This is a genomic window from Eubacterium sp. 3_1_31, from assembly GCF_964249515.1.
GTDB classification, from domain to species: domain Bacteria; phylum Bacillota_I; class Bacilli_A; order Erysipelotrichales; family Erysipelotrichaceae; genus Longicatena; species Longicatena caecimuris.
The window spans coordinates 1-7,630 of sequence record NZ_CAXUBY010000076.1; the positions used below are offsets into that span (position 1 = coordinate 1).

Annotated in this window: 7 protein-coding genes; all 7 read right to left on the reverse strand. The window is 33.5% G+C overall.

The window, feature by feature from the left end:
* Positions 1-175 precede the first annotated feature (175 nt).
* The 7 genes from ACESSZ_RS16000 to ACESSZ_RS16030 all read right to left on the reverse strand — a co-directional run bounded on the left by ACESSZ_RS16000 (position 176) and on the right by ACESSZ_RS16030 (position 7,224).
* Positions 176-1,363, reverse strand: a complete 1,188-nt coding sequence (locus tag ACESSZ_RS16000; RefSeq protein WP_303768531.1) for a site-specific integrase — start codon at positions 1,361-1,363, stop codon at positions 176-178.
* Between the two features lie 78 nt (positions 1,364-1,441).
* Positions 1,442-1,642 carry an excisionase gene (locus ACESSZ_RS16005; protein ID WP_055065933.1) on the reverse strand — a complete coding sequence of 67 codons (201 nt, stop codon included), beginning with the start codon at positions 1,640-1,642 and terminating at the stop codon, positions 1,442-1,444.
* Between the two features lie 1,266 nt (positions 1,643-2,908).
* A complete protein-coding gene (locus ACESSZ_RS16010; RefSeq protein ID WP_055065934.1) occupies positions 2,909-3,433 on the reverse strand; it encodes a DUF5104 domain-containing protein in 525 nt (174 codons plus the stop codon).
* Between the two features lie 107 nt (positions 3,434-3,540).
* Positions 3,541-4,764, reverse strand: coding sequence for an XRE family transcriptional regulator (locus ACESSZ_RS16015; RefSeq protein ID WP_117459757.1), 1,224 nt, complete (start codon positions 4,762-4,764; stop codon positions 3,541-3,543).
* A 93-nt stretch (positions 4,765-4,857) separates the two neighbouring features.
* Positions 4,858-5,826, reverse strand: a complete 969-nt coding sequence (locus ACESSZ_RS16020; protein ID WP_118494349.1) for a hypothetical protein — start codon at positions 5,824-5,826, stop codon at positions 4,858-4,860.
* Positions 5,827-5,886: 60 nt separating this feature from the next.
* A complete protein-coding gene (locus ACESSZ_RS16025) occupies positions 5,887-6,111 on the reverse strand; it encodes a hypothetical protein (protein WP_040015610.1) in 225 nt (74 codons plus the stop codon).
* A gap of 357 nt (positions 6,112-6,468) precedes the next feature.
* Positions 6,469-7,224: a hypothetical protein gene (locus ACESSZ_RS16030; RefSeq protein WP_040015611.1), complete on the reverse strand. Its 756-nt coding sequence runs from the start codon at positions 7,222-7,224 to the stop codon at positions 6,469-6,471.
* Positions 7,225-7,630: the final 406 nt, after the last annotated feature.

The window sequence follows — 7,630 nt, forward strand, 5'->3', positions numbered from 1 at the left end:
TTTTATGTTAAACATAAAATAAATTTCTAATTATCTTTTCATAAGTTCTTATAACACCGATATATCCCTATTTTACAGGCTTTATCGGTGTTTTCTTTTTGGCAGATACTTCTTATAACCACTCATAAATCTGCATATCTTGTCTTTTTATCGTAGTAAATTTCGTAGTAAATTACTAGGCTATCAGACTTCGCATTTCCATGTTTGCTCCTGTCTGTGAAGCATGGGCGTACAGGTTCAGCGTTATCATTATGCTGGAATGTCCCATAATGTATTGCAGGTTCTTTGGGTTCATGTTTTTCTGTGCTAATCGTGTACAAAACGTATGTCTTAATATATGCGGGGTTATCTTCGGTAAGGATTCATCATGGTACTTATTGTATTTCTTTACTATATTTCTCAATGTAGAAGTATAGTAACAAGCTGTCATAGGCATACCTTTCTGATTAAGAAACAGGAAATTGCGGCAACCGTCAATTACAATCCCTTTTCCAGTTTTTTTGCGTTTCAACACTCTTTGAAATGCTTTTCCTGCTTCTTCGCTCATAGGAACTTTTCGTATGCCACACTTTGTTTTTGGCGTTTCTATATAATATCCCTCTTGATTGCGTAATAACTGGTGGTCGATATTGAGTGTATGATTTTCAAAATCTAAGTCCTGTACAGTAAGTCCACACAATTCAGATATTCGTAAGCCTGTTTTTAACAGTATCAGCACATCATCATAATATTTCTGATACACCGTATCATACTGGAGAAAGGACAGCAGTTTTTCTTCCTGTTCCTCACTCAATGCCTGTCTGCTTTCGCTGTCATCATCAATAACCTCGCTTAACTGAAAATCAAAAGGGTTCTTCCTTACATAATCGTCCTCGATTGCCATATAGAAAGAAGCCTTTAAGGAACGCTTATAGTTACTAATGGTTTTGAAGCCGTAGCCCTTTTCTTTCATTCTGACCGCCCATTCTTTTGCGTCTGACGGTTTAATGCTGTCTATGCTTCGTGAACCCAGCTTGTCCTGTTTCAATGCGTCCATGAGATATTTTCGCCCTGCTAGTGTATTCTTCTTGACATTGATTCTCTGTGCCGTCTTTTTGGCATATAGTTCACACAATGTCATTTTCTTTCCTTTGGTGTCTATTCCGTCCTCTAAATCACGCTGTATCTCCCGTTCCTTTTCCCTAAGAGATAAATCATCACGCTTTCCTTTCGGTACTCTGTCCGTAGCCACCAGTTTCCATGAATACACAACCTTTGTTTCGCCTGCACGATTAACATATTTATACATATATCTGCCGTCTGCCCTTTGGCTCTCTCCAGTCCTTAAAATGCGACCTTTGTTATCCCGTCTTTTTTCTGACATCTTTCAAAACTCCTTTCAAAACTGAAAGAGCCTTGTTACGACATATAAGTATCATATCATGCACAAAGCTCTTTTGCATTAGATTTCTTCCAATTTATCAATCATATGTTCAAATTTCTTTTTCTTAATCAGCATACGGTTTCCGTTCATCACAACACACTCGTCTTTATATTCACTTGCAATACGGCGGAGTTTGTTCTCTCCGATACGGAAATAACTGGACGCTTCCTCAATCGTCATAAGGTAGCGTTCCCATAATGGTGTATTTAAATCATACATAAAACTGCACCTCCTTTCTTTTTTGATTTTTAAACAGTCTGACGGCTTTTATCATAGCCCACAGGAGTTCCACCTCTGCATAGTTCTTATGTAGCCGTACCCATTGCGTGCGACGCTCTGAACGCTCAAGCTGTGGCTGTACGGGAGTATCATTATCAGACAGGACAGGTCATGGCGATAAAAGAGGATAAATCTTTTACATGGACGCTGACAGTTTCCGCTCGCTTTAAAGGGAAAAGGTCATGGCGTATCAGCTCCAACGGCTCGCTGTCTGTCTAATGTATCAGACTGCTTTATTCAGTTGTCAAAGAACACGAAAGAAGAAAATCATCTCTCCTATATACCACGTTGGAAAAGAGAGGAAATGTAACCAAAATTCAAACATTTTTTCTTTTTTCACTACTATCTGTATAGCAAACGTACATTTGTTAAGCTGGTGATGAAAAAAGATTATTTTTCTTTTCACACCCTAACTACCCAAACCATACTGTTACTGCCAACAATAGAATGAAATATTTTCTTCACTCCATATCAGGACAGAATAGCGTTATTTGTATCACATTTCTTAAACTTTTTTCTTTCTACGCCATATAGGGAACGGAAACCTTAAATTGTTAAGTTGAGGATAAAATAATTTTCTCTTTCCGCATCAACACTCAACAGCTAATGCCTGTTTGAATACAAATCAAGAAATAAAGTGTGATTTCCTCTTTCTGCATAATACTGTCCGCTTAACTCGATTTTCCGACATTTTTTTCAAAACTTTTTTCGTCTTTCACTTCATATAGGGACAGCAAGCCAAAATTTAATGACCTATTTTCAAAAAAAGTTTAGATTTCCTCAACTTCACTCCATATAAGGAATAGAAACCTTGTTTTGTTGCAGATTTTTCAAAATAATTTCAATTTCTTTTTAATCTTCGTGTCTGTACACCGAGTAAAAATTTTATGACCCCATTTCAAAAATAGTTAGATTTCCTTTTCTCGCACCATATCTGTACGCAAGTAGCTGTTTTGTTGCAGATTTCTGTAAAAAATTTGTTTTTCTTCTTTTAATAAACATAGGGAATGAAAAAAGCTCTTTGTTGACTAAATCTGAAAATTTCCATTGCATTAAAAAATACCGTTATTCTTTCTTTTAAATAACGGTATCTCTATTTATAACTCATTAAAACAGATTAAACTAAATGGCTAAAAAACAAAAAGTAGGAGGAAGTATGTGTCACAACTTTGTTTTGGTTTATCTTTCAAACATATCATTCTATGTTTATTCCCGCACGACAAATATTCCGTTTTCTGATGTATCCCACATAAAGTTTTCCCTGTTTACAGTTTGTTCAGTCGCAATTTCAATTTTGGATAGTCCTATATCTGAGGGAACATCATCAGCTTTATAGACCATATAAAAATTCAAATAATATTCATTTTTAGAAGTTGATATATGATACATTCCGTCTAATTCAATTCGTTTATTTCCATTATTATTTTCACTAGATGATGCACAATCACCAGAATATTCTTGTATATCTCCATCAATAAATTCGAAGAAAGAAGAAATTTGTTTATTTATATCCTCTATGTCTTTTTTACTGTTTTGTGAAAACAATTTTTCAAATTCTTTTACATTGCCTTCATTGTATAAATCTATAATTTGTTTCATCATATTATCTGATATTTCTTGTTCCGATTTAAACCAATTAGACATATACTCATTTCTATTTGAGCCAACATTCGTACACCCACAGAAACTTAACATCAATATCATACAAAAAATAAATATTATTTGTTTCATATTATTTATACCTCATTTAATACTTAAATATTTTATATCTATATAACCTATATTTACATTGTAGCATTTAGCTTTAAACTTGTCTTTAACTTTCTCCATAAAATAAATTATTGCTTTTCTAAAACATCGTCATTCTCTTGTGGAATAGCGGTATCTATTCGTTCTTCTATGGTTGATTTTTCTAATTGTAATAAGTGTTTATGCTTGTCTTTAAGTTCTGCCTGTTCAATCATATCTTTTAGTATCGTTGTATGATTTTCTCTGTCTAATGCCTGTACCATTTTTATGGTTGGTGCAACCTGTCTTTGTAACCAATGCAACGCTTTTTGTAAAGTATAAGGTTCTGGCTTTGTAGTTAAGCGTATCGGTTCTCTGTTTTCCCCTACAAACCATGCCCAATCATCATTTGTTTTCCATTGATTTTTTGGCTTGTCGTCCTCTCTGTCAACAAAGCGGACATAATGATTGATGATAGAAAAAGCAGTGCGTTCAGCGTCCCGATAAGTCAGTAAATCTACAACCGCATAATAGGCTCGTTCATTCTTCATGCGTATTTCAAAGCGGTTCTTAATCTCCGTATCTTCAACTTCTATGCTATTCTTGACATACTGCTCATAATTTTTCTGATAAGCACACATATATAATTCACTGCTTGTTGAACCGAGATATAAGGTTTCTCCTGTATTCTTTGGTAAATCGCTACCACATTTTTCCGTACCGCTGTAATCTTTCTGCATACGAAAGTAGGAGATACATTCGCCAGCCTTGTATTTTTCCTTTAACTTTGGAATATCCAATATTCCTGCTTTATCATTGATTGCCAAGTCAAGCCGTTTCATCTTACCACCTGCCGTTAAACAATCAAGCATGAAGTCATACCATGAGCGTTCCTGTGCCAATAGATAACTTTCCATTTGACGACAGCCTCTGCCTTTCAGTTCCAATAAAACACCTAAATGCTCTTGCATGGAACACATGACATTGATGTCGCCTAAAACATATTTGCTTTCATATCCGTATTTTCCATAATCTTCATAAAGCATATAATCGGGTTTTAGTTGTAATACATCACGGATAATCGCCAATGCGTCCGTAGTAGGAAAGCGAACACGGAAGTAATCAATCAACAGGAATAGTGGTTCTTGTGGATTGAAACGCTCAATCTGTTTTTCTATGACTCCTTTTAATTCGTCATTCAATGGCTGTTTCCCTTTTTCAATGCGGTTGTAATATTCACGGCTGATACCACAAGCAACAGCAAGCCTTGTTTGTGTTACTCCGTATTCCTCACGCTTTTGTCTTAATTCTTCAATAAAGTTTTTATCATTCATTCTTTAATTCCTCCAATCAAAAAAGGCAACTACCATTTACTGATAATTGCCTATCATTAAAAATCCGTATAGAAAAAGCAGTCAATCCTAAGACTAACTGCTCTGATTGCTATGAAGTGCTTGTATTTTCTTTACCACTTCTTGCCTATAATTTTCAATATCCAAAACTCTTTTTTTACCTGCTGTTAAATACATAATCGGTAAATCAATTTTTTCAAAATCATTCAACAATAATAACGGTTCTTCAAAAATGCAAAACGGTTGTCCTATTTGACAACTAGTGCTTTCTTGATAAATTCTAAAATCCTCAAATAAAAATTCATTTTGAGGAAGTGTAATATTTTTAACTTCTTCTCTATACAAGTATCTTGCAAAGTTATACAATCCAAATGCAAAAAAGGAAATTTTTCTTGTAAATGGATTTTCTCCATAATCTTTTGATTTTCTATGTGCTTTACAGAGATTAGCCAATTCCAATGAGAATTTTTCCCAATTTTTTTCTATTAGTGCAAGGAAACCGTTTATCACAGCTTTTTCTTCTGCTGTATGTTTATTTTGAAGAAATTCTTTACTTTCATCAATCACATATTGTTTCCACATAGGTTCTTGATAATACAGATACATCACTAAATTTGTGATACTGCATGCAGACTTTAACCCATTCTTACTAAGTCCGTTTTCTTTTGGAAATATTTTTTCAATGTCACGAAAGCGGTTTGCACAGAATATATGTGGTAAAATATTCCAAGCGTGAATGGAATGGTCGCAACCGCTGTTTGTTATTGTGAGTTGTCCCCATGTTACTGCCGAATTGAACGCATTATTTAAATAGCTCATATCCTTTTCTTGTAATGCTAAGTAACTTCCTAAATAAACAATCTTTTTTCCGAAATTTTTATGCAATAATTTCAGCCATATAATAATCTGTTCTTCTGGCTTTTTACTTTGACAGTATTTCGTATACTTCTTTAATCGCTCATCAATATATGCGTTCATGTTGGCATATCCAAACATTTTATCCACATTTTGTAAATATAGTTTGATAAGTTCCTTTTTTTCCATAGAGTACCTCGTTTCACTTATAAAATTTTGCTATTTGCTACATAAATGCTTTCAATCCCATTAGAATAAGTATAATAGCAATATATACACCCCACTTATCCCAATTATAAGTGTCATAATAAAATTGAAAACAATACAAACTTTCTTCTGATTTAAAGAAAAATGTTCAAATTTTTCAAGGTTGTATTGACGAATATAACTTTTAGTAATTATGGAATAAATTGAATAACCAATAGCAATGATACTTGAAATAATAGCAATAATATCAGTCATTTTACAATCCATATCTTCCCTCCTAAAAAGTTTGCATATCATTACCACAAAAATTAAAATATTATAATGTTTAAATTTATTGTTTTTCTTTTGTGAAATAGATACTTTTTATATCACATCTTATAAAATGCGGTTTTGCCTTGTAAATACAGCGTTTTCCGCCTGTTAGTGTATAGTGTCTTTTGTTTTTTGTGCCCCCCTTGTTAGATAACGGGGGCTTAATCTTCGCTCGCCACAGGCTCGCTCACAGACGAAGTAAACCAGCCACTTGCAAGACATGGCAGAAAAATCTGAAAGATTTTCCTGCCACCGTGTCTGGATCACTCCGTCTGCCTAACTAATAATATAGTATTATGTAAAAATGTCATTTTATTTAGGTACATCTACCGAATAGCTTAAACAGTCACCTCTTTTGTTACTTTGTAAGTCATTGTAATACCATAGATACATGACTCTGTCATATACATTGATTTCAATTACACCGTCCGGTTTTTGTCCTTCTACTTCCAATGAATAGATTTCTTTATCATGTGCATAGCCGTAAACAAAACGCTTGCTTGGATAATCGGGGTTTAAGTCTTGTTGGAAATCACTTAATTTCAAAGAAGAGTGAATAAGCTCTGTAATATCATCTAACAAAATTCTATCTCGTTTCGTTGTAACCGGTGTAGCATTTATAAATGCGTATTGTGTATGCCCATTCTGTATCTGCTTTTTACAACGAGCCATTACTAAGCCTTGAATATCATCGTTATCATTTCCAGCCCGATAGAAAATCGTATCATATTTTTTGCCTTGCCATATATGCAAGGTTTCATCAACATGATTAAGAAAATCAGCAGGAACCGAAAGTTCCTCATTTTCAGCATTCAAAGTGGAAAGTTGAATAGCTTCTTCAATCGTGTCATAATATACAAGCTTGGCATTATTTTTATCATAATCATTTATCGTAAATTCCACGTATTCATTATCTTTATTTTCTTCTTCCGGAACATAAGTATAACGACCATTTTCAATATGGTCATCATATTCAACATCAACAAATAACCCAATCCCTATCAGAGCTACAAAAATCAAAGAAATCGCTCCAATTATGATTAACATTATTTTCAAAAATTTTTTCATGGCATACACTTCCTTAATCACTTCAAGTTTATCTATTATTATTTATCATATTATATCATTAGAAAATTGAGTAGTCATCACTTTTCTAGTATCTGTCAGAATATTTTTTATTCCATAAATTATCAAGAGTGTAAACATTGCTACGCAACAAGCTCTTGACAATTCATGTCCTAAAAAATGATTAATAATCAAGCAGAAAAAGAATAGTTATACTGTATTACAGCAACAAAAAAGACATCTCATATTCTGTATGAAATGCCAATTTTGCCTTTATTTATGCTGTTTTCTCTGTCGTATCAAGGTTCTTTCATTCGTAGTAAATTAGTGGTAAAATTCTTTTATTTTTTGTTTCATATTGCTTAAAATCCCTGTGTTTATGCGGATAATTCGATTTTTACTCTTTTTT

What these genes read in the sequence shown, in the direction of transcription:
- ACESSZ_RS16005 (WP_055065933.1), bottom strand. Translation starts at nt 1,642, where the DNA reads ATGTATGATTTAAATACACCATTATGGGAACGCTACCTTATGACGATT.
- ACESSZ_RS16030 (WP_040015611.1), bottom strand. Translation starts at nt 7,224, where the DNA reads ATGAAAAAATTTTTGAAAATAATGTTAATCATAATTGGAGCGATTTCT.
- ACESSZ_RS16010 (WP_055065934.1), bottom strand. Translation starts at nt 3,433, where the DNA reads ATGAAACAAATAATATTTATTTTTTGTATGATATTGATGTTAAGTTTC.
- ACESSZ_RS16020 (WP_118494349.1), bottom strand. Translation starts at nt 5,826, where the DNA reads ATGGAAAAAAAGGAACTTATCAAACTATATTTACAAAATGTGGATAAA.
- ACESSZ_RS16025 (WP_040015610.1), bottom strand. Translation starts at nt 6,111, where the DNA reads ATGGATTGTAAAATGACTGATATTATTGCTATTATTTCAAGTATCATT.
- ACESSZ_RS16015 (WP_117459757.1), bottom strand. Translation starts at nt 4,764, where the DNA reads ATGAATGATAAAAACTTTATTGAAGAATTAAGACAAAAGCGTGAGGAA.
- ACESSZ_RS16000 (WP_303768531.1), bottom strand. Translation starts at nt 1,363, where the DNA reads ATGTCAGAAAAAAGACGGGATAACAAAGGTCGCATTTTAAGGACTGGA.